The organism is Kitasatospora sp. NPDC054768 (genome assembly GCF_053612025.1).
Genome location: NZ_JBSHBN010000155.1, coordinates 1 through 22,242, shown reverse-complemented (window position 1 = coordinate 22,242; position 22,242 = coordinate 1). Strand labels below are relative to the sequence as shown.

Genomic DNA, 22,242 nt, shown 5'->3' with positions numbered 1-22,242 from the left:
CGCGCCGCAACTGGCGGGTGCCCCGGCCCCACCCGCGGGGGCGCGGCGCGGGCCCGCCGGGCCCGGGCGGGGCCGGCGGGGCCGACGGCCCGGCCGGCCCGGCGCGCTCGGCGTTCCGGGGGCCCGGGACGGCCTGCTCCGCCGCTGAGCCGCCCTGTTCCGCCTGCTGGGCCCCGGCCTTCGCCTGCTCCGCCTCCGCCTCCGCCTCCTCGGCCTCCGCCACCGAGAGCGGGTCCGGCTCGATGTCGCGGGCGGTGAACTCCACCGGCAGATCCGTCAGATGACGGGAGATCCAGGCCGAACTCCAGGTCAGCTCCTCCTCGGGCACCGCGAGCCGGACGTCCGGCAGCAGGGTGAGCAGGATGTCGATCCCGGCCTCGGCGACGTGCCGCCCGATGTCCTGGCCGGGGCACTCGTGCGGACCGGCGCCGAAGGACAGATGGGAGCGGTTGCCGTACAGCGGGGCCGCCAGGTCGGGCCGGACCACCGGGTCCACGTTGCCCGCCGCGAGCCCGAGCAGCAGCAGGTCCCCGGCACCGATCTGCTGACCGCCCAGCTCGGTGTCGGCGGTCGCCCAGCGGCCGGCCACCAGGGACATCGGCGGGGAGTCCCAGAGCACCTGGTCGAGCGCCTCGCCCAGGGTCATCTGGCCGCCGGAGAGGTGGGCGCGGAACCGCGGGTCGGTGAGCACCATTTTCAACGAGTCGGCGATCAGGTTGACGGTGGTCTCGTTCGCGGCCAGCAGCACCACCCGCAGGTGCTCCATCACCTCGTCCTCGGTCAGCCCGGCCGGGTGCGCCAGCAGACGGCTGGTCAGGTCGTCACCGGGGCTTTCGCGCTTGATGGCGATGGTCCGGCGCAGACCGGCGACCACGTACTCGTTGCTGGCGATCGCCGTCTCGGTGCCCTTCATCAGGTCCCGGGCGGCGGTCACCAGCTGCGGCCCGTACTCGTCCGGCATGCCGAGCAGCTTGGTCATCACCAGCATCGGCAGGTGCTCGGCGAACTGGGAGATCAGTTCGGCCCGGCCGGTCGGCCCGACCACCTGGACCAGGTCGGTGGTGAAGCGGCGGACGTGACGGCGGATGCCGCGCCGGTCGAAGCCGTTCAGGCCGTCCAGCAGCGCGCCGCGCAGCCGGCGGTGCTCGTCGCCGTCCGCGAACACGCAGATCGGCTGCCAGGCGACCACCGGCAGCAGCGGCGAGTCCGACGGGACCTCGTTGTTGCGGAAGGCGCTCCACAGGCGCGAGTCCCGGGAGAACAGCGAGGGCGTGCGCATCGCGGCGATGTTGGCGCCGTGGCCGAGCACCAGCCAGGCCCGGTGGTCGCCGTGCAGCAGCACCGGGGCCACCTCGCCGTACTCGGCGCGCAGCTTCTCGTACAGGCCCGCCGGATCGCTCTCGGCCTCCGGCCCGTACAGGCGGCGCAGGCCGCCGGGGCCGGTCGGGGAGATGCCGCCGCCCGCGTGGGCCGGGCAGCCGGGCGGCGGGGCGGCGGGCGACGCGGGGCCGGCGGGGATGGCGGGTTCGGGGAACGGGGTGGTCACGGGGGTCTCCGGTCGCGGGTGGGTTCGGTGACGGGCGGTCGGTGGGGGTGGTACGGACGGACCGTCGGCTCAGCCGGTGGACGGGGCGGCCAGCTCGTACAGGTAGTGCATCAGGGTCATCAGGGTGTCCCGGCTGGACTCCCGGCTGCGCGCGTCGCACGCGACGATCGGCACCTCGGGCGGCAGGTCCAGCGCGTCCCGGACCTCGTCGAGCGGGACGGGCGGCGCCTCCGGGAAGCCGTTGACGGCCACCACGAAGGGCACGCCGCGCTCCTCCAGACGCCCGATCACCTCGAAGCTGACCTCCAGCCGGCGGGTGTCCACCAGCACCACCGCGCCCAGGGCGCCCTCGAACAGCCCGTTCCAGAGGAACCAGAACCGCTCCTGGCCGGGGGTGCCGAAGACGTAGAGCACGAGCCGGTCGCTGATGCTGATCCGGCCGAAGTCCATGGCCACGGTGGTGGAGGTCTTCTGCTCGACCCCGGTCGGGTCGTCCACCCCGACCCCGGCCTGGGTCATGGTCTCCTCGGTGGTCAGCGGGCGGATCTCGCTGACCGCGCCGACCAGCGTCGTCTTGCCGACGCCGAAGCCGCCGACCACCACCACCTTGACCGCCGTGGTGACGGTGTCCGGCAGCAGGTCCGAACCGGCCGGCCCGACCACCGTGTCAGAGCCGCTGAAGTCCATGGATCACCGCCTCCAACAGGGCACGGTCGGGAAGCTCCGCCGCGGGCACGGCGGAACTGCGGGCCTCGATCAGCCCGTCGTCGAGCAGGTCCGCCAGCAGGACGATGACCACGCTGACGGGCAGCTCCAGGTAGGCGGAGACCTCCGCCACCGAGAGCGGGGACCGGCACAGCCGCAGGATGGCGGCCTGCTCCGGCTGGTGGGCGGGGGTCGGCTCCGCACGGGAGACGATCAGGGTGACCAGGTCGAAGACCCCCGGTCCGGAGGGGCCGCTGCGGCCCCGGGTGATGACGTACAGCCGGTCGGGCTCGGGGCCGTCCCAGCCACCCTTCTCGGCCGTCATGCCACCGCCTCGCTGTGCTCGTTCATGTGCCCGTCCCGCCGCCGGAGCCCACCGCGGCGGGCCGGGCCGGGTGCCGGTTCACGCGACCGCCTCGGGATTGCGCGGCGGGGTGGACAGGTGCTCGCCGATCCGGGCGACCAGGTCGCGCATCTGGTGGCTCACCAGCCCGGCGTCCACGCCCTCGTCGGCGAGCACCGCGAGGTAGGCGCGGTCACCGGCCGCCATCAGGTAGAAGTAGCCGCCGTCCACCTCGATCACCACCAGCCGCATCGAGCCGTCGCCGTGCGGGAACTCGTGGCCGATCGCGCCGGCCAGGCTCTGCAGCCCGGCGCAGGCGGCGGCGAGGCGGTCGGCGGTGTCCGGGTCGGTGCCGTACTGGGCGATCCGCAGGCCGTCGGCGGACAGCACGATGACGTGGCGCACGCACGGGACGCTGTCCGCGAGGTCGTTGAGGATCCAGTCCATGTTGTTGCGGTGCGGAATCACTGCTCGCCCTTCCCTGCCGTGTCTTCACTGGTGTGCGCGGCGCTGGTGTGTCCGGCACCCGCCGGTCCGGTACCCGTCCGTCCGGCACCCGCCCACCCGGGGTCCGTCCGTCCGGGGCCCGTGGTGCGTCCGGCGTCGGTGGTGCGTCCGGCGTCGGTGGTGCGTCCGCCGTCGGTGGCGGATCCGGCACCCGCCGGGCCGGACGGGCCCGGCCCGGTGCCCTTGATGCCGTCCATGAACGCCTCCAGCCACAGGCCCGGCTGCTTCGGCTCCTTGGCGGGGCCCGTCGCCCGGGCCGGCGGCCCCGCCACCGGTCCGGCGGGCTGCGCCATCGGCCCGGCGGGCTGCGCGGTGGCGCGCGCGGCCCCGCCGAAGCCCCGCGGCATCATCGGGCGGCTGCGCCGGCGCTGCGGCAGGCCGTTGGGCGTCCACTCCGTCACGATCACCTCGTCGTCCCCGGCGCCCGGGCCGGACGGCCCCCACGGGTTGGTCGAACCGTAGGACGGCCCGACGCCGGCCGAGGTCGTCCGGGTGCCCCAGGGACGGCCCGGGGCCGCGTGCCGGGGCGGGTTCGCCGGGAGCGGACGGGGGCCGGAGAAGGCGCCGATGCCGTGCGCCCGCCCGGTCGGCGGCGCGGTGGTGAGCAGCTCCTGCGGCACGACCAGCACCGCCCGTACGCCGCCGTACGCGGAACGGCGCAGCGAGATCTGGAAGCCGTACGCCTGGCAGAGCCGGCCGACGATGGCGAAGCCCAGCCGGGGGGACTCGGTGAGGTCGTCGAAGTCCTTGGAGACCATCGCCTCGCGGATCGAGCGCTCGGCGCGGAACCGGGCCTCGTCGGTGAGGCCGAGGCCGCCGTCCTCGATCTCGATCGCCATCCCGCTCTGCACCTCGGAGGCGCTCAGGTGCACGTGGGTGTGCGGCGGCGAGTAGCGGGTGGCGTTGTCGAGCAGCTCGGAGACGGCGTGGATCAGCGGCTCGACGGCCGGTCCGGTGACGGAGATCTGCGCCACCGGGTGCAGGTCCACCCGCTGGTACTCCAGGATCCGGGACATGCCGCCGCGCAGCACGCTGTAGAGCGCGATCGGCCGGGTCCACTGCCGGCCGGGGCGGGCGCCCGACAGGACCGCGATGCTGTCGGCCAGGCGGCCGGTCAGCGCGTTGCCGTGGTCCAGGCGCAGCAGGTCGTCGAAGACCGCCGGGTCGTTGCCGTGCCGGTCCTCCATCTCCCGCAGGTCCTTGGCCTGCCGGTGGATGATGGCCTGCACCCGGCGGGCGATGTTGACGAAGGCCCGCTCGGCCGAGTCGCGCCGGCTGACCTCGTCGTCGACGGCCTTGGCGACGGCCTCGGCGACGGCCACCAGGGAGCGGCGGAACCGCGGCGACACGGGGGCGTCGCTCTCCTCCAGCGGGCGGGTCAGGACGTCGAAGGAGTACCCGTAGCGGGCCCCGGCGACGATCCGGCGCATCTCGCCCCGGGCGAGCCGGTCCAGCTCGTCCTCCTGACCGGCCAGCCGGCGTTGGAACTCCTCCACCTGCCGGGCGTGCCGGTCGCGCGACTCACTCAGCGCCCGCCCGCGGCGTGCCGACTCGGCGGCCACCACGGCCACCAGCACGGTGCCCGTCGCCCCGCACCACAGCACCCCGGCCCGGGCCCCGGCGGACACCACCGCCGCGGCGACCGCCACGGCCACCGCCATCACGGCCGTCGGCAACAACCAGCCGAGCAGGGGCGCTTGGCGCCGTCTGGCGAGTGACGATCCAGCTCGAAGCATTCAGCATCCTCAAACGATCGGAACAGCAAAGGGGGACAGGCGGGGGATCGGCTCCGCGGGCGTGGTGGTGCAGCATAGCCAAGTTCAGGACATCCTGACCGAAAGTCAAAGATACCGTCCCGCAACCGACTTGTCGCATTCAGCCGGACAACACCGACATCTCGTACACCAGTCGCAACCCGGAGCGGCCACCGCCCTCCCACCAGGCTTCTCGCCCCGCCGCCCGCGCGCCGCCGACCCGCTCCGGATTCGCTCATGCGAAGGGTTTCCTCGCCAAGTCCCGCCACCTCGCGCGGAGTTCGTGCTAAGCGCGGCGAACCGGGTCAATCGGGCGGGAGGCAATCACCCGGAAGGGGATTCACGGCCGGGCCTGGCGAGCCGCACCGCGGCGTCCCGATTCCCCGGCCCGAGGTGACCGATCTCTCCTAGGGTCGTCGCATGGACGATCACGACAGCCGAGCACCGGATCCGCCCGGCCGGACCCTGCGCCACCTCATGGGCGACGCCGTCTGGACGGGCATGCTGGCGGAGGCGTTCGAGCGCCGGCACCCGATCGGCACCACCCTGCTGCGCCAGGGCGAACCGGGCACCCACGTCCTCGCGCTGCTGGCCGGAGTGGCCAAGGTGAGCCGGCGGGAACACAACGGGGACGTGCGACTGCTGGCGTTCCGCGGCCCCGGCGAACTCCTCGGGGAAGTGGCCGTCCTGGACGACGGCGTCCGCTCGGCCAGCGTCCAGGCGATCTCGGACTGCACGGTCGTGGTCGTCACCAAGGCGGCCTTCCTGCGCTTCGTCGCCGAGCACGGGCTGTTTCCCGTGCTGGTCCGCTACGCCATGAGCCGGCTGCGGGAGTCCGACCTGGCCCGGACCGGAGGCGACGTCGTCCCCAGGCTGGCGGCAGCCCTGGTCGCCCTGGCCGACCTCTCCGCAGGGCCGGTGCCGACGGCCGGTCGCCGCATCGAGCTCGCCCTGACCCGCGACGAACTGGCCCAACACCTCGGAGTCTCCCGCAACACCGTCACCGCGGCCCTGGTGTCCCTGGCCGCCCACCGCGTCGAAGCCGGCCGGAAGTCGATCGCCCTCGACGACCTCCCCGCCCTCCGCCGGGCGGCCGCATCCCTGCGCGACTGACGAGCCGTCACCTCACTCCTCCGTCGATGTGACCTCCGTCACTCGTTTTCCGCACCGAGTGAGCACACCGCGCCACGCGACCTCGCGAAGCTTGGTGGCGCAAGGTCAGCACGGGAACCACAAGGAGCAGAGAATGACGGAGTTCGACCAGCCGACGCCCGAGGCCAGCGCCCTGCCGTACAGCCGCAGCCGGCACCTCCCGCCGTACCGGGGCATCGTCGCCGTGGACGCCAAGGACTTCACCGGATACCCGGCGATCGAGCACGGCGTGATCAGCAGGTCGGTGCCGCAGGTGCTCCAGTGGTCCTTCGAGCGGGCCGGACTGGGTGACGTCTGGCAGGACCGGAGGTTCCCCAACTCGACCGGCGACGGATACGTGTTCGGCTTCGACCCGGCCTGGATGCCCTTCCTCGTCCACCCCTGGCTGAACACCCTCCAGGAGGTGCTCACCGAGTTCAACGTGCACTCGGTCGGGACGGTGCGCATCCGGCTGCGGGTCAGTCTCAACATCGGCCCGCTGCCGGACACCGGCGGCGAGTTCGACGGCAACGGCACCCCGCGCAACGACACCCACCGGCTGCTCGACTCCCGCCCGGTGAAGGCCATGCTCGCCGCCTCCAACGAGAGCATCACCCACGTCGCCGCCATCCTGTCCGACCGGTGCTACCAGGACGCGGTGGCGAGCGGCTACACCGGGCGCCACCCCGACCACTTCATCGAGGTACCGGCGACCGTCGAGGGCAAGCGCTTCGACCAGCAGGCATGGCTGTACGTGCCCTCCCCGTCCGGGAACCTGTACGACCGCAGGATCCTCGGCGACGCCGTGGTGGAGGAGCAGGAGGGACGGGACAGCCGGAAGCCGGACCGGCCGGCGGAGGGGCGCCGGGCGCCCAGGACGGTCGCGACGCAGCGGGGCGACGGCAGCAACCTGAACAGCGGCACGGTGTACGGCGGTCAGAGCGTCACCAACGCGGGGGGCGACTCGTACGGAGGCTTCGGCGGCGACTACGTCCGGGGCAACAAGGACACCGTCCACGGCGACAAGAACGAGCACCACCGGTGAGCCCCGACGAACGTCCGGCCATCGAGGGGCCGCCGGGCGCGGCGGACGACTTCGATCCCGATTTCGGCATCGACGACGACCTGGCGGATCGGTTCGCCGGTTGGGGAGGGGGCCGCCCGCATGTCATCTTCGCGCCGGGTGGCAACATCAACACCGGTTCGGTGCACGGGGACCAGCGCATCGAGAACGGTGGTGCCGGGGCCGCCCCGGGCGGCGGCGAGCGGGTCGAGGCGCAGGACGGCCCCATCTCGTCGATGGAGATCCTGGCCGCACGGACCGGTTTCGCGGAGCCGGACTGCTTCGCCGAGGGGCTGAGTGCGCTCGGCACCCGCCTGCTCTTCCTCGCCGGTGACCCCGGTACCGGACGCCGCACCACTGCGCTCAACCTGCTGTTCGAGGGCGGCGGGAACACCATGGCCCTGCGCGCGCTCGACAGCGACTCGGACCTGTCGTCCTGGCGGCCCACCCACAGCGAGGCGCGCGGGTACCTGGTGCACGGCCTGTCTCCCGCGGTCCAGCTCGGCCCCACGGCTATCGCCAAGCTGCGAGCCCGGCTGGAGTCGGCCGACGCCTGCATGGTGGTGCTGCTGCCGCACGACCCGGGCGTGCTCCGCCGTCTCATCCGCGAGATGGACATCAGCCCGGTGGCCTATGCGCCTCCGGCACCGCGTGCGGTCTTCGACGCACGGCTGGAGGCGGTACTGCCCGACGAGGAGCGACGCCGGGACCTGCTGGATCGACTCGGGCCGGACCTCGACGAGTTGCTGGCGCCCCAACTGGTGCCGGCCCAGGTCGTCGAGCTCGTGGACGAGGTGACGCGGGCCCGCGAGGACGATCCCGAACTGGCCGACCTCGGCCAGCGGCTCAGTTTCCTCGCGGAGACGGAGGTCCCCGACCTCCTGAAGGAGCTCCGTGAGGACCCGGACGCGCTGGCGTTCCTGCTGGTGACGAGTGTCCTGGAGGGCCTGGACCACCGGATCGTCCTGGACGAGACCGACCGGTTGCTCAAGCTGGCCGACGGTCGCCTGGACGCGGTACTGCGGCCGAATGCGGACGGAGACGGCCAGGCGCCCCGGCCGAACCCGCGGTTCGTTCTCCGGCGCTCGCTGGACGAACTGCTGGCGACCGTTCGGGCCGAGTACGCGCCCGGTGGGACCCTGCGGACGTCGACCTACACCTATACGGTGGAGCCGATCTGCTTCAAGCGGCATCGGCAGGCGGAGACGGTGTTGCGGCACGTGTGGCGGCAGTACGGGGATGTGCCGGGACTGCTGACCGAGTGGATCGACAAGGTGCACGATTCCGATTCCGATTCCGACCTGGCCGAGCCCATGGGGCGGGTGGTGGGGCTCGCCACGGGGTGGAGCGGTGGCCGTCAGGCCTTGCGTCACATCCGCAAGCTGGCCAAGTCCGAGCACATGCAGAGCCAGAGCATCGCCGCGTACGCGCTGGGGATCGCGGCCCAGGACCCGATTCTCGTCGGCGAGGTGAAGCACCGCCTCAACAGCTGGAGCTACAGCGGCGGCTGGCAGCTCCGGTCGACCACGGCCGGTGCCTGTGGCGGAGACTTCGGAGCGGCCCGGCCGGAATTCGCGCTCGCACTGATCCGGCGCTGCTACCGCGGGGAGGACGAGCACGAGCGCATCGTTGCCGCAAGGGCGCGCGGGGCCCTGTGGAGCCTCTTCCACGGCGGAAACCAGACGGCGGTGTTCCGCAAGCTCATCGAGTGGGCGGACCGGTCCGAGCGTGACGCCGCGCTCGCGCACACGGCCTTCCTCGAACTGATTCGAGAACCTTCGTGGTTCTCGCAACAGCTGCTCCCCCAGGGCGAGTTCGGTGAACCGGTGATGGCCTTCGTTCGGCGCTGCCTCAATGACGAGATCCTCTTCGACAGCTCGCGTGCGAGGCTGCTCGGCTGGTGCCGTCGGGCCGTCTGGGACGAACCCCTCCGAGCCGCTGTGGAGACGCTGCTCACAACGCTCGCCCAGGAACTGAGCCCCGGCGAGCTGAGGCTGATGGTCGAGATCGACCGCAGCGACGACCCCGACCTGGTCGGCCGCGACATCGCCCACCGCGCCCTGGAGGCCTGGCGGCGCGGCGAGCCGCAGCCCTACCGCTCCGCTCCTGCCTTCGGAGGCCCCCGATGACCCTCGACACCGACCCACCCGTCTACACCCAGGCCACCCGCGCTCCTTGGCGGGAGATCCTCCGGCACCGCTGGTCCGGGCGGCGCGACCGTGCGCTGGTCCTGGGGGATCGCCACGGGGTGTACCACCAGCTGGGGAAGGGCCGTCCGAACCCGGGGGGCGGGGTCGCCGCTCGGCTCGGGCTGCGCGGATTCGACCAGGCGTACCTGGTCGACCTCAACGAGCGGCCGGGCACCCGGGATGTTCGCCTTCCCACATCCTTCGGTACGGCCTCGCTGGAGGTCCACGTCCTCTGGTGGGTCCACGACGCCGCACGGGCCGTGCAGACCCGGACCAGCCTGGGATGGCTGCCGGTGCGCAAGGACCTCGACGGGCGCCTGTACCAGCTCAGGGAGCAGTTCGCCGCCGCGGGCACCAGGCTGGGCCCCGAGGAACTGGTCCAGTACCTGGCGGCGCCGTACGTGCTGCCCCACTACGGCCTCGGTTACCGCGTCACCGACGTCTCCACGCGGGAGCACGGCAACGAACTGCGCCTGGGGGAGCCGGACGCGATGGACGTGCCCTTCGACTGGACGGCCAAGAGCCAGGAGGAGTACACGTTCTGCCGGCGCCAGGTGCAGGACGGTCCGGTCGCCCTGGCGGCCCTCTGGCTCGCCAGGAAGCCGGACGAGGTGCGCGACGTCCTGGACTGGGTGGTCAACCACTCCGACCTGCTCCGGGGCGAGACCACCTGGCAGGACAGGATGGCCCTCATGCTGGGCAGACTGACGGAACAGGAGCAGGAGGAGCTGTCCAGGATCCTGCGGGACCGCCTGGTCGCCCTCGGGCGGCAGGTCCCCGGGCCGGCCCCGCAGCCCGGTGGGCCGGGGCCGGGCTTTACCAAGCTCCACACCCACGTCAACGGCTGGGCCGGCGGCGTTCCGAACGGGGTGCCGCGATGACCCCGGCAGGCGTGCGTCGCGGGCCGGTGCGCCGCGCGCCCCGCCGGCGTTCCGCGGCCAGGAGCCCTCGACGGGCGGCCCCGCGACGGCCCCGGCGATCCGTCGCGCCGATAGCGGAGACCAGCCCGTCCTCGGTGTCGGCGATGGAGCGCCTGATGGCGGCCAACAGCGCGGAGCTCGTCCGGGCCGACACCAAGGCCGCCGTCTTCCTGGCCTTCACCGGCGCGGTGCTCGCCACCTTCGTCCCCCTGGGCGGCGGCGCCGGTTCCGGTTTCCTGGCGTGGACGGTTCCGCTCCTGCGGTGGAGTGCGGTGGCCAGCGCCCTGCTGGCGGTGGGCTGTTTCGCCTCCGCGCTGGTTCCCCGTCATCGCAAGGGGCGGCGGGGTGCCGCGGCCGGTCCGGGGTACTTCGAGCACATCGCCCCGGGTGCGGGCCCGGATCGGCTGCGTCGGGCCTTCGAGCGGGCCGGGCACGATCCGGCGGGCCCGCTGCTCTCGGCGCTGGCCGGTACCAGTGCGATCATCCGCGCGAAGTACCGCTGGATCGAGGCGGGCACCGTCCTGCTCCTGCTGGCGCTGCCCCAGTTCGTGCTCACGCTCCGGCCGCTGTGACGGCGGGCCGCTGACGGCCCCCGGCCGCACCACTGCGGCCGGGGCCGGTGGCACGGTCGGGGGCAACGGATGTTGCGCGATAGGGCAATGATGGTTGACGGCTTCCGGCTCAGGTCCGTACAGTGCCGGGCCATGGAGACGGGCGATCTTGGTCGGCGGGTGGCGGAGGATGTGGCCGGTGGCGGTGGGGTGGAAGGGCTGCGGCGGCTGTCGGGGGTGATCGAGGCGCTGGAGGAGCGGCGGACGGAGCTGGTGGAGGAGCTGCGGCGCGGGCGGGAGGCGACCTGGGAGGAGATCGGGCGGGCCTGCGGAATGACGCGGCAGGGCGCGACCAGGCGGTGGGCCGGACGGCTGCGGGCGCGGTCGTTCGGGGTGGCGGTGGACGCGTACCAGCACGGCCGGCCGGGCTATCCGCGGGCGCTGATCGGCTCGGCGGTGCCCCGGGAGGCCCGCCGGGTGCTCGATCTGGGCGCCGGGACGGGCAAGTTGACCGGTCTGCTGGTCGACGCGGGCCTGGACGTGGTGGCGGTCGAGCCCGACGAGGGGATGCGGGCGCGGCTGGCCGCGACGGTGCCGAAGGCGGCCGTCCGGGCCGGCTCGGCCGAGCACATCCCGCTGCCGGACGGCAGCGTGGACGCCGTGGTGGTGGCGCAGGCCTGGCACTGGTTCGACCCGGTGGTCGCGGTGCCGGAGATCGCCCGGGTGCTCGCCCCCGGCGGCACGCTCGCGCTGGTGTGGAACGTCCGGGACGAGTCCGAACCCTGGGCGGCCGCCCTGGGCGTGCTGATGCACCGCGCGGCGCCGCCGCGGATCGACACCAGGCCGGTCCTCCCGGCGCCGTTCGGTGCGCCAGAGCGGCTGGAGATCGGCTGGGAGCACGTCACCACCCGGGCCGGGATCGTCGACATGGTCGCCTCGCGCAGCTATGTGATCGCGCTGCCGGAGGACCAGCGGGTGCGCCTGCTGGCCGACGTCGAGCAGCTGCTGGCCACCCACCCGGACCTGGCCGGCCGCGAGGAGATCGCCCTGCCGTACGTGACGAGGTGCACCCGTGTCCGTCTCGGCTGAGCACGGTCGGCGTGCCGCGGCGCGGCCCGTGGTGCTGCGCCGGCTGGGCGTCGCGGACGCCGAACCGTACCGGGCCTTCCGGCTGGCGGCGCTGCGCGGGACGCCGAGCGCCTTCACCTCCAGCCACGCCGAGGAGGCCGGCAGGCCACTGTCGGAGACGCTGCACCGGCTGGCCGGGGCCGAGGCCGGGCCGGACGCGCTGATCGGCGCCTTCGACGGCACCGGCACGCTGGTCGGCACCGCCGGGCTGAAGGTGCCGCAGCGCGGTCAGGAGCGGCACAAGGGCACGCTGTACGGCATGGCGGTGGCCCGCAGCGCCGCCGGGCGGGGGATCGGCCGGGCCCTGGTGCGGGAGGTGCTGCGCACAGCGGTGCGGGACGGGCGGCTGCGGCAGGTGCTGCTGACCGTCTCGGAGGGCAACGAGCCCGCCCTGCGGCTCTACACCGCCTGCGGCTTCGAGGTGTGGGGGCGCGAGCCGAGGGCCGTCCTGGTCGACGGGCGGGCGGTCGCGAAGCTGCACATGGTGCGCCTGCTGGACGGGGACCGCGCGGAGGCGGCCGGGCGCTGACAGGGGCGGCCGACAGCGGTCGGCCTGGACCGCTCGGCCGGCCACGGGCGGGCTGCGACGGTCCGTCGTCAACGGCTCGGCGGCGGCCCGCTGACAATTGTCACGGTGCGCCGGTGTGCGAACACACTGCCGCCGGAAACAGGTCCACGACCAGCATGGATGCCATGAACTCCACCGACCTGCAGCACCCCGACACCCGTCGGGCCTTCCGCACCGTCCGGCGACTCGTGCTCGCCTACCTCGGCCTCAGCGTCGTCACACTGGCGGCCGCCGTCGCCCTCCGTGACCACCACACGATGGTCAACGCGCCGGTGCTGGTCCGCGGCACCATCGTCGTGGCCAGCGCCGCCCTCACCCTCCTGCTGACCGTCCGGGCCGCCAACGGCTCCCGGGGCGCGTTCCGGCGGCTGCGGATCCTCTCGGCCGTCATGCTGGTCGCCATCGCCACGATCATCGCCCTGCCGGGGACCTTCCCGGTGTGGATGAAGGTCGAGCAGGGCGTCTGCGGGCTCGCCCTGCTGGGTGTGGCCGCGGTGGTCAACGGACGGCACCTGCGTAGCCTGTTCGCCAGGCTCTGAGGAGGGGGACACGAGGGTGACCGGCCTCGACCGCGCGGGCGACGACCGCGAGCGCGACCACGCGGGAGACCGCGACCGCGCAGGCATGGACCGCGCAGGCATGGACCGTGCGGGTATGCACCGCGCGGGTATGGACCGCGCGACCGCGGCCCCCGGCCCGGGGGCCGCACCGGGCCCCGTCCAGCACTGGGGCCACGGCTGGCGGCGCCCGCTGCTGGCCAGCGGGATGATGGTCTTCCCCGCGCTCACCGCCGTCGCCGTCGGCGGCACCGTCTCCGGGGCGGCCGCGGTGGCCGGGTACGCCGTGGTCGTCGCGTTCTGCCTCTGCTACGCGCTGCTGGCCCTCGCCCTCGGGCTGGGCCGGCGGCGCTGGACGACGCCACTGCTGGCGATGATGACGGCACTGTTCCTGGCCGCGCTGCCGTTCGCCCACGAGGACGCCTTCTTCCTCGCCACCGTGGTCGTCTCCGCGGTGGCGATCCAGTGGCGCGAGCACGCCGCCCGGGTGGTGGCGGCCGGCACGCTGGCCGCGCTGGTGGTGCCCTGGGCGGTGCGCCCCTGGCACACCGGTCCGGGCGGATTCCAGGCCCTGGCCCTGCTGTTCACCTCGCTCACCTGTGGGGCCTTCGCCGGGATCGCCGCCACCAACGACGCCCTGGTCGCCGCCCGGGCCGAGGTGGCACGGCTCGCCTCGGAGGCCGAGCGCAACCGGATCGCCCGGGACCTGCACGACCTGCTGGGGCACTCGCTCACCGCGATCACCGTCAAGTCCCGCCTCGCCCAGCGGCTCGTGGGCAAGGACCTGGACCTGGCGGTGGCGGAGATGGCGGCGGTGGAGACGCTGTCCCGCCAGGCGCTGTCCGACGTCCGCGCCGCCGTCAGCGGCTACCGCGAGGTGACGCTGGCCGGCGAGATCGCCCGCGGCCGTGAACTGCTGCGCGCCGCCGGGGTGGTGGCCGACCTGCCGACGGCGGCGGACGCGGTCGCGCCGGGGGAGCGCGAGCTGTTCGGCTGGGTGCTGCGCGAGGGGATCACCAACGTGGTCCGGCACGCCCGGGCCGAGCGCTGCTCGGTGTTGCTCACCGCCACCTCGGTGGAGATCCGCGACGACGGGGCCGCCGCCGCCCGGAGCGGACCGGGAGGGCCGGGCGGTGCAGGCGGTACGGGCCACGGCCGGGGCAACAGCGGTACGGGCGACGGCAAGGGCCTGACCGGACTGCGGGAACGCGTCGCCGCGGTGGGCGGTACGGTCGAGGCCGGCCCGCTCGACCCGCGCGGGTGGCGGCTGCTGGTCACTGTCCCGCCGGGCGGTCCGGGCCCCGCCGGACCCGAAACCGCCGGGCCGGACGCCGCCAGGCCCGACCCCGGCCGGCCCGACCCCGGCCACGAAGGAACGACATGACGATCCGCCCGATCCGCCTGCTGCTCGCGGAGGACCAGGAGCTGGTCCGCACCGCGCTGTGCACCCTGCTCGACCTGGAGGACGACTTCGCCGTGGTCGCCGCCGTCGGCCGCGGCGACCAGGTCGCGGAGGCGGCGCGGGAGCACCGGCCGGACGTCGCCCTGCTCGACATCGAGATGCCCGGGCTGGACGGCCTGGCGGCCGCCGCCGTGCTGGCCCAGCGGGCGCCGTGGTGCCGGGTCGTCATCCTCACCACCTTCGGCCGCTCCGGCTACCTGCGCCGGGCCATGGAGGCGGGCGCGCTCGGCTTCGTGGTCAAGGACGCCCCGGCGGAGGTGCTGGCCGACGCGATCCGCCGGGTCGCGGCGGGGGAGCGGGTGGTGGACCCGGAACTGGCCGCCGCCACCCTCGCGGCGGGCGCCTCCCCGCTCACCGCCCGGGAGCGCGACGTGCTGAACGCGTCCCGTTCGGGCGCCGGGGTGGCCGAGATCGCCGCCAAGCTCTACCTGTCCGAGGGGACGGTCCGCAACTACTCCTCCTCGGCCATCGCCAAGACCGGCACCCGCAATCGCAGCGAGGCCCTGCGGGTCGCCGACGAGCGCGGCTGGCTCTGACCGCTGTCCCGGCCGGCAGCGCCCGGCCGCCGGGCTCCGGCTCTCTCCGGCCGTCGAAGTGCGCCGGCCGCGACGGCACGGACGCGGCCGTGGTGCCGCCCACCCGGTGGAGGCGGGCGGTACGCGGGGCGTCCGGTCAGCGGGCGAACTTCGCGACGGCCGCCGGGGTGACGGGGGTGAAGAAGTTGACGAGGTTGCCGTCGGGGTCGCGGAACAGCAGCGAGCGGTTGCCCCAGGGCATCGTGGTGGGCTCGTTGACGAAGTCCGTGACGAACCCGGACAGGCTGCGGTGGACCCGGTCCACGTCGTCGACGAGGAACTCGGTGATCACGCTCTGGTTGGCCGCCGGCCGGGCGGAGCCGGGGGCGAACAGCGGTACGGTGCGGACCCCGGCGATCGCGAGGGTCGCGCCCGCCGTCCGGAGTTCGGCGAAGTCCTCGGTGGCCCACTGCGCCCGGACCGCCAGGGCGCGTTCGTAGAAGTCGACCAGGCGGGCGACGTCGCCGGTGATGATGCGGATCGAAACGAAGTCCATGGGGTGTTCTCCTCGGTCATGCCGGAACGGAAGCGGAAGCGGAAGCGGCCGCGGTCGTGCGGTCGTCCGGTCATCCGGTCGTGCGTTCGACAGACTAGGAGGAATAGTGGACAGAATCGGTCCCCTATTCCTTCTAGACTTTCGCCATGTCCCGACCCACCGGCCGCGTGCTGACCCTGCTCGAACTGCTGCAGTCGGGCGGCACCCGCACGGTGGCCGAGCTCGCCGACCGGCTCGGCGTGGACGGCCGAACCGTGCGGCGCTACGTGGACCACCTGGTCGACCTCGACGTGCCCGTGGAGTCCGTACGCGGCCGGTACGGCGGCTACCGGCTCTCACCCGGACACCGCCTGCCCCCGCTCATGCTCGGGGACGACGAGGCCCTGGCGGTGCTGCTCGGCCTGCTCACCGGCCCCAGGGCCGGACTGGCGACGGCCGAACGCACCGCGGGGGAGACCGCGGCGGCCAAGATCCGGCGGGTGCTGCCCCGGCACCTCGCCGGTCGGCTCGACACGCTCCTGGAGTCGCTCTCCTTCACGGACCGGCCGCTCGGGACCACGGACCGGCCCGGCGAGGCCGGCGCACCGGACACCGGGGTCCTGCTCACCCTCGCCGACGCCGTGCGCCATCGACGGCCGGTCGCGGTCCGGTACACCGACCGCCACGGCCGGCCCAGCGAGCGCACGCTGCATCCGTACGGGATCGTCGCCCACGCGGGCCGGTGGTACGTCACCGGCGCGGACGCGGGGATCGGCCAGGACCGGACGCTCCGGCTGGACCGGGTCACGGACGCGAGGGCCCTGCCCGGCTCCTTCGAGGCACCGATCGGACCGGACCCGGCCGAGCGCGTTGTGTCGGGCCTGGCCACGGCCGACTACCGGCACGAGGTGACGCTGCGGATCCGCGCGACGCCCGAGTGGATCCGCCGTCACCTCCCGGAGAGCGTCGCGATCCTGGTCGAACCCGAACCCGAACCCGAACCCGAACCCGAACCCGAACCCGAACCGCGGCCGGAGCCGGAGCCCGAACCGCGGCCGGAGCCGGACGCGGACCGGAGCTCCGAGCGCTGGCTGCGCGTCGAGCTCCGGGCGGAGCGACTCGACTGGCTGCCTCCGGTGCTCGCCGCGATCGACCGGCCCTTCGTGATCGAACGGCCCGAGGAGCTGCGAGGCCTCGTCACGGCCCTCGCCGACCGCCTCGCCTCGCACGCCCGCCGGACCTGACGGAACCGCAGCGTCTGCCCGGACCGCCGGGGAGGCCCCGGCGAAGCCCGGGGCCCGCTCCCCGTAGGCGAATTCGAGGGAGCGGGCCCCGGTGTTTCCTCAGGGTGCCGGGAGCGTAGCGCGGGGCACTGACAATGACGCTGATACTCGGGTTCCGGTGGTCGTGGCTCGGGCCCGGCCGACGCGCGGCCGTCCGGACCCGGGGCGCACCGACAGCGGCGTCGCCCCCGTCACTGCGGTATTCCCCGCCCGGCGGCGTTGTCGGTCCCGCCTGCCAGGATCGCGGCCATGGACCTCAGCACCGCCCTCGCCGGGCTCGACGAGCACCCCTGGGCCACCGTCTCGCACGCCTACGGCTGCGCCGAAGACCTGCCCGACCTGCTGCGCGCGCTCGCCGAGGGCGACGACGGGGCGGCCGAGGAGGCGGTCTCCGAGCTGTACGGGAGCATCCTCCACCAGGGCACCGTGTACTCGGCCAGCGTGGACGCCGTGCCGTACCTGGCCCGGATCGCCGCCGCCGGGACCCGGACGGCGGACGTGCTGTGCCTGCTGGGCGGGCTGGCCGAGAGCGAGGACGAGTGGCAGGTCCCCGAGGGTGCGGTCCGGGCTGCCGTGGTTGCCCAACTGCCGCTCCTGCTGCCGCTGTTGGCCGACCCGGACGAGACCGTCCGGCTGGCCGCCGCGTGGGCCGTCGGCCACACCCGGGACGGCGCGGCCGCGCCGTCCGCCCTGGGGGAGCGCTGGGCGGCGGAGCAGGATCCGGAGGTGGCCGCCGAACTGCTCGTCGCCCTCGGCCGGGTGGACCTGAGCGCGGCGGCCGGGGAGGCCCGGGTGCGGCTCGGCGAGGAGACCCCGGTGCCGCTGCGGCTGGCCGCGGTCCTGGTCTGCCTGCGGAACGAGGAGCGCTGGGGGGCTGTCCACCACGCGGCCGTGCTCGGCCTGCTGCCCGCCCGCGAGCTCACCGTCGACCGCTACAGCCTCGACCAGGAGGAGCTGCTGTACACGGTCGTCGACACCCTGCTGGAGCGCGACACCGACGCCGACCGCGAGGCGGCCCTCGACCTGGTGGAGGCCGCCCTGCGCGACCCGCGCCCCGAGGTGCAGGCCGAGGCCCTGTGGGCGGCCGACCACGCCTGCTACGTCTCGCGCGGCGCCCCGTCCCGGTTGATTCCGGCCGTCGCCCCGCTCGCCGCCCAGGACACCGCGGCGAGCCTGCTGGCCAAGCTCGGCCCGCTCGCCGCCGAGGCCGCGCCCGTACTCGTCGGACTCGCCGACCGGCCGGACGACGGGCCGGACGACGGGCCGGCCGACGAGGTGGCCGACGAGGCCCTCGCGGCGCTGGTCCGGATCGCCCCCCGGCAGGCCGCCCCGCTGCTGGCCCGTGACCTGGAGCGCCGCCCGCGCGCCCGCAACGCCGCGGGTGACTCGCGGGCCCCGGCCTTCCCCTTCGACCCGGAGCTGTTCGCCGCCGTGCGCGCCCGGTTGGCCGTCGAGGGGCTCGGTACCAATGAGACCGCCGACCTGGTCCACCTGCTGCGGCGGTGGGGCCCGCGGGCCGTCGCCGGCCTGCCCGAGCTGTGCGCGGTGCTGCCCCGCTTCCCGTACGCCGCCTCCGCCGTCGCGGCCGTCGTGGCCGGCGGCCCGCCCGAGGCGCGCGAGCGGGCCGCCGAGGCGCTGCGGGCGGAGGCGGGACAGCTCCAGGCGGCCCGCGCCCACTACGACGTCACCGGCGAACCCGACGTCCTGCTCGCCGCCGTCACCGAACGGCTGGCGGCCTCGCGCGAGCGGGCCGAGGCGGCCCGGGCGGCCGCCGACCTGGGCCCGGCCGCCGCCGGGCTGCTCCCGGCCCTGCTCGCCGCGGTCAGCGAGGACCCGGAGCCGACCGCCCCGCAGCTGGACGCCGACGTCGCGACGGCCCGCGCCGTCTGGCAGATCGACGGCGACGCCGAGGAGGCCGTCCGGATCCTGGCGTCCGTCCTCGACCGCACCGCGGGCAGCCGGCTCTGGGCCCGCTGGACGGTGGTCGGGGCGCTGCGTGTCGCCGCGTCCCTCGGGGCGGCCGGCCGGGACCTGATACCCCGGCTGGAAGCGTTGCTCGACGACCCGGAGAAGGCCGCCGGCGCCGCCCGCGCCCTGCTGGACATCGCCGACCCCGACACCGTCGACCTCGGCCGCCTCGCCCGGGCCGCGCTCCACTCGGTCGAGACGGGCGCCGACGTCACGGGCGGCTGCGAGGCCCTGCACGCGCTGGGCGCCGCCGCCGGGGAGCCCGACCTGGGCCGGTACGTCGGCGACCTCGTCGAGCGCGACGGCCGGATCGTCGCCTCCGGCCTCGCGTACGACATCATCCGCGAGGACGAGCGGCTGCGCGCCCTGCTGGCCGAGCTGTACTGACCCGGCCGTTGCCGACGCGAAGGCCTCAGGCCAGGCGCGCCACGGCCAGCCCCAGCGCGCGGTCGAGCGCCTCCTTGGCGTCGCACGGCACATCGGGCTGGACGCCGACGCCCTCCCAGTTGGTGCCCGAGATCGGGTTGACCGCGCGGGCAATGGGCACGCTGAGCTCCAGCTGCGGGTGCAGCGTCCAGCCCTCGCGCGGGTGCGCACCGCCCCGGGTGGTCTCCCCGACGACCTCGGCGCGCCCGAGCTGCTGCAGGTCGTAGGCGAGCTCCTCGCCCCCGGAGAAGGTGTCGCCGCTCGTCAGCACGTAGAGCGGCTTGCTGCCGCCGAAGCGGGCACCGGGGACGAACGGGGGCGTCCAGGACTGCGCGCCGACCTCTCCCTGCCGCGAGAACATGGTGTTCAGGTGGGTGCGGCTGTCGAGCAGGTAGCCGCAGACGAAGGCGACCGTGTTCGGGTCGCCACCGGTGTTGCGGCGCAGGTCCAGGATGAGGGCGCGGGCGGGGGCCACCAGTGAGAGCGCCGCGGCCAGCGGCTGTGCCGCCCAGTCCAGCGGGAACAACTTGGGTCCGATCTCCAGGACCGCGACGCCGTGGTCGAGGAGCTCCAGGCGGGGAACGCCGTTCAGGAAGGTGTCGAACTCCCTGCGCACCGCGGCGAGCACCGCCGCGCCCCGTTCCGTCGGCACCGGCTGGGCGTGGTACTTGAGGCCCAGGTGCAGGTCGCCGTTGACGGACCGCAGGTCCGCGGTGACCGCTTCGGCCAACTCCTCGGCGGATTCGGTCCGGTAGGCGCCCTCGGTGCTCCGGCGCCGCAGCAGGTCCGCCAGCTGCCGGGCGGCGTCGGGGAAGACGTAGTTCTCACAGACCAGGTCGGCGATCGACTCGACGAGGGCGACGGTGTCCAACGCGGACGGCGATGTGGTGGAGGTCATGGGGAGGCAGTAGACCAGCGACTTGCCAAAGCGTCAACCGTACTTAACGCTTGATCCGGTGAGCCACCAACCGGACGAGACCGTCCAGCGGATCAGCACGCCCCTGCAGCACTCCGCACTCGCCCACCCGCTGCGCCAGCGACTGCTCTTCGCCCTGAGCGGCCGGCCGTCGACGATCAGTCGGCTCGCCGCGCAGCTCGGGGTGAACAAGGGCAGCGTCTCCCACCACCTCAGGGTGCTGAGCGAGGCGGGGCTGGTCCGGGACGCGGGAACGCGACAGGTACGCGGCGGCACCGAGAAGTACTTCCGGCGGACCGCCGAACGCTTCCACGTCGCCGAACCGCAGGCCGAGGGCACGGCCGCACTGCTCGGCGCCGTCGCCCAGGAGCTGGACCGCTCACCCGGCGGGCACACCCTGGCGCTGCGCCACCTCCGGCTCAGCCCCGCCAAGGCGGCGCGGCTCGCCGAGGCGCTGGCCGCACTGGTCGACGAGACGGAGGAGGACGCGGAGGGCGAGCCGGTGCACGGCCTCCTGGTGACGCTCTACCAGCAGGCCGGGACGCAGGGTCGTTCTGCTGAGGACCGCCGCAGGCCGGCGACCCGGCCGGAGTCGACTGTCAGTGCCAGGCCGTAGCTTGGGAGGTGTCGGCGGGCCGGTCCCGAACCGACCCCCATCTCCGTTGCCCGAAAGGGGACTCCGTCGTGTCCGTCGCCGTGGAAGAGCAGGTCACGTACCTCGAACTGTCCGAGGACGAGGGGAGCGCGCACAAGTTCTACGAAGTGCGGCTCGCCGGCCGGGTGGTGACGGTGCGCTACGGGCGGATAGGCGAGCCGGGGCAGAGCAAGTCGACGACGTTCCCGAGCCCGGAGAAGGCGGCCGCGTCGGCGGCCAAGAAGATCGGCGAGAAGGTCCGCAAGGGCTACGCCCCGGCCGTCCGGGGCGTGCGGCAGCGCCGGGCGGTGACCAGGCGGCAGATCGTCAGCAGCCGCTCGACCGCCCGTCAGGCGCCGCTGCTGTGGCGCTTCCGGTCCGGTTCGCCCGCCTTCGGGATCTTCGTCGGCGAGGAGCACGCCTGGGTCGGCAACGAGCGCGGCGACGTCTACACCCTCACCCACGACGGCGAGGTGACGGCCCGCTACGGCCTGCCGGACGGCGTCAAGTGCATCGTCGCCGACGACTGGTGGATCTACGCCGGCTGCGACGACGGCAAGGTGTACGACCTGGGCGGCAAGGTCCCGCGGGTGGCGTACGAGATCGCCCAGGACGTGGACATCTTCTGGCTCGACATCCACGACGGCGTGCTCGGCGTCGCCGACGAGCGCGGCGGGCTCACGACGGTGGACCACGAGGACGAGTTCCAGTGGCGCCGCCAGGCCGACGGCCGGGCCGGCTGGATGGTGCGGTGCGACGCCGACGGCGTCTACCACGGCCACTCGCGCGGCGTCGCCCGCTACGACAACCGCAGCGGCGACCAGCGGTGGCACACCCCGACCAACGGCGAGGTGCTGTTCGGCTGGCAGGAGGCCGACGAGGTGTTCGCGGGCACCGGCCGCGGCTGGGTGCACCGGCTGCGCAAGTCGGACGGCGCCGAGGTGGCCGCCTACCGCTGCGACGCCGCCGTCTTCTCCTGTGCGGCCTCCCCGGACGGCGAGTACGTCTTCGCCGGGGACAACCACTCCTCGGTGTACTGCTTCGCCGCCGACGGCACCCGGCTGTGGAAGCTCGCCACCGGCTGCGGCTCGGCGTACAGCATGCAGTACCGGGCGGGGCGGCTCTACCTGGTGACCACCGACGGCTCGCTGGCCTGCCTGGACGCCGACGAGCAGGCGGTGCGGGCGGCCGAGGAGGGCACGCTGCCGGAGACCGCCGAGATCAAGGGCGCGGGCTGGGCGCCGGTGCTGGCCGGCGCCGGGCCGGAGACGGTCGAGGTGGTCACCGCCCGGACCGGCGGCGAGGTCGAGGTCGAGTGCGTCCAGGACGGCGTCCGGCTGCGGATGCGGGTGGTCTCGCAGGGCTACGACCCGTCGTGGCGGGTGCAGTTCCCCAAGGACATCCGGATCGCCGGGGCCCGCTACCTGGTCGCCGAGGTGCGGGAGTCCGCCTCGGGCGGCTTCTACCGGGCGCGCGGCGAGATCAAGCGCCTGCTCTGACCCGGGCTCCCGTGTCCGACCCCGGGTTGCCGTGTCCGACCC

21 protein-coding genes are annotated in these 22,242 nt (G+C 74.3%); 14 read left to right on the top strand and 7 right to left on the bottom strand.

The genetic code is table 11. The features are described 5' to 3' along the window. The 5 genes from ACWGKU_RS33015 to ACWGKU_RS32995 form a co-directional block, all read right to left on the bottom strand. On the bottom strand, nucleotides 1–1,546 hold a 1,546-nt coding region (locus ACWGKU_RS33015), incomplete at its 3' end, for a cytochrome P450 (protein WP_452191668.1). A 69-nt stretch (nucleotides 1,547–1,615) separates the two neighbouring features. Further along, nucleotides 1,616–2,233 carry a GTP-binding protein gene (locus ACWGKU_RS33010; protein WP_359898353.1) on the bottom strand — a complete coding sequence of 206 codons (618 nt, stop codon included), beginning with the start codon at nucleotides 2,231–2,233 and terminating at the stop codon, nucleotides 1,616–1,618. Further along, a complete protein-coding gene (locus ACWGKU_RS33005) occupies nucleotides 2,214–2,576 on the bottom strand; it encodes a DUF742 domain-containing protein (protein ID WP_359898354.1) in 363 nt (120 codons plus the stop codon). Before ACWGKU_RS33005 ends, ACWGKU_RS33010 begins: the two co-directional genes overlap by 20 nt. A 78-nt stretch (nucleotides 2,577–2,654) precedes the next feature. Continuing rightward, entirely contained in the window at nucleotides 2,655–3,041 is a 387-nt protein-coding gene (locus ACWGKU_RS33000) for a roadblock/LC7 domain-containing protein (RefSeq protein ID WP_380551404.1), read from the bottom strand. A gap of 17 nt (nucleotides 3,042–3,058) precedes the next feature. Beyond that, complete coding sequence (locus tag ACWGKU_RS32995) at nucleotides 3,059–4,837, bottom strand: ATP-binding protein (protein WP_452180291.1); 1,779 nt, start codon at nucleotides 4,835–4,837, stop codon at nucleotides 3,059–3,061. A 438-nt stretch (nucleotides 4,838–5,275) separates the two neighbouring features. On the opposite strand from ACWGKU_RS32995, the gene ACWGKU_RS32990 reads away from it, so the two are divergent. From ACWGKU_RS32990 to ACWGKU_RS32945, 10 genes are all read left to right on the top strand, one after another. Further along, nucleotides 5,276–5,968: a Crp/Fnr family transcriptional regulator gene (locus ACWGKU_RS32990; protein WP_452180290.1), complete on the top strand. Its 693-nt coding sequence runs from the start codon at nucleotides 5,276–5,278 to the stop codon at nucleotides 5,966–5,968. Between the two features lie 133 nt (nucleotides 5,969–6,101). After that, nucleotides 6,102–7,031: a hypothetical protein gene (locus tag ACWGKU_RS32985; protein WP_452180289.1), complete on the top strand. Its 930-nt coding sequence runs from the start codon at nucleotides 6,102–6,104 to the stop codon at nucleotides 7,029–7,031. Then, nucleotides 7,028–9,178 carry a hypothetical protein gene (locus ACWGKU_RS32980; protein WP_452180288.1) on the top strand — a complete coding sequence of 717 codons (2,151 nt, stop codon included), beginning with the start codon at nucleotides 7,028–7,030 and terminating at the stop codon, nucleotides 9,176–9,178. Before ACWGKU_RS32985 ends, ACWGKU_RS32980 begins: the two co-directional genes overlap by 4 nt. After that, complete coding sequence (locus ACWGKU_RS32975) at nucleotides 9,175–10,119, top strand: hypothetical protein (protein ID WP_452180287.1); 945 nt, start codon at nucleotides 9,175–9,177, stop codon at nucleotides 10,117–10,119. The genes ACWGKU_RS32980 and ACWGKU_RS32975 overlap by 4 nt, the downstream gene beginning before the upstream one ends. A gap of 155 nt (nucleotides 10,120–10,274) precedes the next feature. Beyond that, on the top strand, nucleotides 10,275–10,730 hold the full coding sequence (locus tag ACWGKU_RS32970; RefSeq protein WP_452180286.1) for a Pycsar system effector family protein: 456 nt from the start codon (nucleotides 10,275–10,277) through the stop codon (nucleotides 10,728–10,730). A 132-nt stretch (nucleotides 10,731–10,862) separates the two neighbouring features. Continuing rightward, nucleotides 10,863–11,798 carry a class I SAM-dependent methyltransferase gene (locus tag ACWGKU_RS32965; RefSeq protein ID WP_452180285.1) on the top strand — a complete coding sequence of 312 codons (936 nt, stop codon included), beginning with the start codon at nucleotides 10,863–10,865 and terminating at the stop codon, nucleotides 11,796–11,798. After that, nucleotides 11,782–12,366, top strand: a complete 585-nt coding sequence (locus ACWGKU_RS32960) for a GNAT family N-acetyltransferase (RefSeq protein WP_452180284.1) — start codon at nucleotides 11,782–11,784, stop codon at nucleotides 12,364–12,366. Before ACWGKU_RS32965 ends, ACWGKU_RS32960 begins: the two co-directional genes overlap by 17 nt. Nucleotides 12,367–12,530: 164 nt before the next feature. After that, nucleotides 12,531–12,944 carry a hypothetical protein gene (locus ACWGKU_RS32955; protein ID WP_452180283.1) on the top strand — a complete coding sequence of 138 codons (414 nt, stop codon included), beginning with the start codon at nucleotides 12,531–12,533 and terminating at the stop codon, nucleotides 12,942–12,944. Between the two features lie 16 nt (nucleotides 12,945–12,960). Continuing rightward, the gene (locus ACWGKU_RS32950; protein WP_452180282.1) at nucleotides 12,961–14,346 is read left to right on the top strand and encodes a sensor histidine kinase; all 1,386 of its coding nucleotides are present in this window, start codon (nucleotides 12,961–12,963) and stop codon (nucleotides 14,344–14,346) included. Then, nucleotides 14,343–14,960, top strand: a complete 618-nt coding sequence (locus ACWGKU_RS32945) for a response regulator transcription factor (protein ID WP_452180281.1) — start codon at nucleotides 14,343–14,345, stop codon at nucleotides 14,958–14,960. Before ACWGKU_RS32950 ends, ACWGKU_RS32945 begins: the two co-directional genes overlap by 4 nt. Before the next feature lie 136 nt (nucleotides 14,961–15,096). On the opposite strand, the gene ACWGKU_RS32940 is transcribed toward ACWGKU_RS32945, so the two are convergent. After that, nucleotides 15,097–15,495 (bottom strand): VOC family protein, encoded by a 399-nt coding sequence (locus tag ACWGKU_RS32940; protein WP_401044537.1) that lies wholly within the window; start codon nucleotides 15,493–15,495, stop codon nucleotides 15,097–15,099. Between the two features lie 146 nt (nucleotides 15,496–15,641). On the opposite strand from ACWGKU_RS32940, the gene ACWGKU_RS32935 reads away from it, so the two are divergent. Beyond that, nucleotides 15,642–16,718, top strand: coding sequence for a helix-turn-helix transcriptional regulator (locus ACWGKU_RS32935; protein ID WP_452180280.1), 1,077 nt, complete (start codon nucleotides 15,642–15,644; stop codon nucleotides 16,716–16,718). Between the two features lie 288 nt (nucleotides 16,719–17,006). Continuing rightward, nucleotides 17,007–19,112: a hypothetical protein gene (locus ACWGKU_RS32930; RefSeq protein ID WP_452180279.1), complete on the top strand. Its 2,106-nt coding sequence runs from the start codon at nucleotides 17,007–17,009 to the stop codon at nucleotides 19,110–19,112. 25 nt (nucleotides 19,113–19,137) lie between these two features. Here the strand turns inward: ACWGKU_RS32930 and ACWGKU_RS32925 are convergent, their stop codons facing one another. Beyond that, a complete protein-coding gene (locus ACWGKU_RS32925; RefSeq protein WP_452180278.1) occupies nucleotides 19,138–20,049 on the bottom strand; it encodes a S41 family peptidase in 912 nt (303 codons plus the stop codon). Nucleotides 20,050–20,107: 58 nt separating this feature from the next. Between ACWGKU_RS32925 and ACWGKU_RS32920 the strand changes: the two genes are divergently transcribed. Next, nucleotides 20,108–20,683 (top strand): ArsR/SmtB family transcription factor, encoded by a 576-nt coding sequence (locus ACWGKU_RS32920; protein WP_452180277.1) that lies wholly within the window; start codon nucleotides 20,108–20,110, stop codon nucleotides 20,681–20,683. 68 nt (nucleotides 20,684–20,751) lie between these two features. Further along, nucleotides 20,752–22,200 (top strand): WGR domain-containing protein, encoded by a 1,449-nt coding sequence (locus ACWGKU_RS32915; protein WP_452180276.1) that lies wholly within the window; start codon nucleotides 20,752–20,754, stop codon nucleotides 22,198–22,200. Nucleotides 22,201–22,242 lie beyond the last annotated feature (42 nt).

What these genes read in the sequence shown, in the direction of transcription:
- ACWGKU_RS32970 (WP_452180286.1), top strand. Translation starts at nt 10,275, where the DNA reads ATGGCGGCCAACAGCGCGGAGCTCGTCCGGGCCGACACCAAGGCCGCC.
- ACWGKU_RS32930 (WP_452180279.1), top strand. Translation starts at nt 17,007, where the DNA reads ATGGACCTCAGCACCGCCCTCGCCGGGCTCGACGAGCACCCCTGGGCC.
- ACWGKU_RS32955 (WP_452180283.1), top strand. Translation starts at nt 12,531, where the DNA reads ATGAACTCCACCGACCTGCAGCACCCCGACACCCGTCGGGCCTTCCGC.
- ACWGKU_RS32935 (WP_452180280.1), top strand. Translation starts at nt 15,642, where the DNA reads ATGTCCCGACCCACCGGCCGCGTGCTGACCCTGCTCGAACTGCTGCAG.
- ACWGKU_RS32995 (WP_452180291.1), bottom strand. Translation starts at nt 4,837, where the DNA reads ATGCTTCGAGCTGGATCGTCACTCGCCAGACGGCGCCAAGCGCCCCTG.
- ACWGKU_RS32925 (WP_452180278.1), bottom strand. Translation starts at nt 20,049, where the DNA reads ATGACCTCCACCACATCGCCGTCCGCGTTGGACACCGTCGCCCTCGTC.
- ACWGKU_RS32940 (WP_401044537.1), bottom strand. Translation starts at nt 15,495, where the DNA reads ATGGACTTCGTTTCGATCCGCATCATCACCGGCGACGTCGCCCGCCTG.
- ACWGKU_RS32965 (WP_452180285.1), top strand. Translation starts at nt 10,863, where the DNA reads ATGGAGACGGGCGATCTTGGTCGGCGGGTGGCGGAGGATGTGGCCGGT.
- ACWGKU_RS32975 (WP_452180287.1), top strand. Translation starts at nt 9,175, where the DNA reads ATGACCCTCGACACCGACCCACCCGTCTACACCCAGGCCACCCGCGCT.
- ACWGKU_RS32985 (WP_452180289.1), top strand. Translation starts at nt 6,102, where the DNA reads ATGACGGAGTTCGACCAGCCGACGCCCGAGGCCAGCGCCCTGCCGTAC.
- ACWGKU_RS33000 (WP_380551404.1), bottom strand. Translation starts at nt 3,041, where the DNA reads ATGGACTGGATCCTCAACGACCTCGCGGACAGCGTCCCGTGCGTGCGC.
- ACWGKU_RS33010 (WP_359898353.1), bottom strand. Translation starts at nt 2,233, where the DNA reads ATGGACTTCAGCGGCTCTGACACGGTGGTCGGGCCGGCCGGTTCGGAC.
- ACWGKU_RS32990 (WP_452180290.1), top strand. Translation starts at nt 5,276, where the DNA reads ATGGACGATCACGACAGCCGAGCACCGGATCCGCCCGGCCGGACCCTG.
- ACWGKU_RS33005 (WP_359898354.1), bottom strand. Translation starts at nt 2,576, where the DNA reads ATGACGGCCGAGAAGGGTGGCTGGGACGGCCCCGAGCCCGACCGGCTG.
- ACWGKU_RS32945 (WP_452180281.1), top strand. Translation starts at nt 14,343, where the DNA reads ATGACGATCCGCCCGATCCGCCTGCTGCTCGCGGAGGACCAGGAGCTG.